Below are 1479 nucleotides of genomic sequence, written 5' to 3'. Positions count from 1 at the left end.
CAGCTAGAGCAGCTGCTGTTAGACATGTGTGTTTCTTATTTAATTTTGAGTTCAAAATTTATTTCCTGTTTTATCTGTCTTATTAACTTCAGCACTGTTTTATTCCGTGCTTTTGAAGCTATTTGTTATTAAGTGACATACAGGTATAACCATTACCTCATACGAAAAGCTCATCCATGACAACCGACGCAACTGCGTTGCAACGACCTACCCGTTTGTCAGGTATATAGACAAATGGTATTACCAAATTATCTACAAAGCTCATATTAGGCGGCAAATCAGGCAGTTGAGTATATTGCCCTAACCCTGGTGAGCATTTTTAATACCTTTAAAAATGCACAAAAAAACAACACAACTTATGAAGAGCGCGCCAAATGTGTATTACGAGCAGATTCATGGTAGGAATAAAAAACTATAATTAACATTAATTTCACAAATTCAAATGTAACAAAATATTAAACTCTTTATAAGTTTTACTTAAATATAAAAAAAGCGTGTACCCAAAGGTACACGCTTTTTTAAAAACCAATTGAAAACTCATTAGAGGCTCAATTCTAGCAACTTTGTCTCATAAACTGCGCTGTCTTACGATCTCGTATAAGCACACGCCGGTTGCTACCGACACGTTTAAACTTGTCACACTGCCAGCCATAGGAAGCTTCACTAACTCATCGCACGTTTCTTTGGTAAGCCTACGCATGCCCTTACCTTCAGCCCCCATTACTAATGCAGTTGGGCCTTTCAGGTCTACATCATAAAGGGTCTTATCGGTTTCACCGGCTGTGCCAACAATCCAAAGGCCTTTATCTTGAAGGTGCTTCAAGGTTCTGGCCAGGTTCGTGATTTGAATAAGTGGAACCACTTCAGCTGCACCACAAGCCACCTTTCTTACTGTGCCGTTTAAGCTTGCTGATTTATCTTTCGGTACTACTACCGCGTGCACCCCTGCTCCATCTGCAGTACGCAGGCACGCACCTAGATTATGCGGGTCGGTCACACCGTCTAGTACCAAGATTAAAGGCTGCGCTTCGCTTTCTAAAATTTTGTCTAAGTCAGCTTCATCTAGCACGCGGGCTGGTTTCGCTCTTGCTACCACGCCTTGGTGTTGTTCACCGCTTACTTTGTCATCTAGCGCTTTGCGCTGACAAAACTGAACGGAAATACCGAAACGACGGGCTTGGTTAACAATGTTGGTTAGGCGCTCGTCATTGCGACCTTTCAACACCAACACTTCCATTACACGCTCGGGCTCTTTTTCAAGTACCGACTGCATGGCATGTAAACCGTATAACCATTCTTGCTGCGCCATTTAACGCTTACCTCTTTTATTCAATGACAGTGTTTTGCCGCTACTACCGCCTTTTGCGCTGCCGCGACTTGACGATTTTCCACCGCTACGACTAGACGAGCTTGAGCCGCCTTTGCCTTTGTTCCCTTTTTTATCAGAACGCGAGCCTTTATCAGAGCGTGATTTGTTAT

At 42.9% G+C, this 1479-nt stretch carries 1 protein-coding gene; it reads right to left on the bottom strand.

What is annotated here, in order from left to right; all coding sequences use genetic code 11:
* Positions 1 to 568: 568 nt before the first annotated feature.
* Positions 569 to 1309 carry a 23S rRNA (guanosine(2251)-2'-O)-methyltransferase RlmB gene (gene rlmB / locus QVA83_RS13115; RefSeq protein ID WP_014950916.1) on the bottom strand — a complete coding sequence of 247 codons (741 nt, stop codon included), beginning with the start codon at positions 1307 to 1309 and terminating at the stop codon, positions 569 to 571.
* Between the last annotated feature and the right edge of the window lie 170 nt (positions 1310 to 1479).

The sequence above is a fragment of the Alteromonas sp. AO-Serp genome (genome assembly GCF_017849675.1).
GTDB classification, from domain to species: domain Bacteria; phylum Pseudomonadota; class Gammaproteobacteria; order Enterobacterales; family Alteromonadaceae; genus Alteromonas; species Alteromonas macleodii.
The sequence above is the reverse complement of the archived record's forward strand: the minus strand, read 5'-3'. Positions and strand labels throughout refer to the sequence as shown.

Excerpts from the sequence above, each read along its gene's own strand:
- rlmB (WP_014950916.1), bottom strand. The coding sequence starts at position 1,309 with ATGGCGCAGCAAGAATGGTTATACGGTTTACATGCCATGCAGTCGGTA.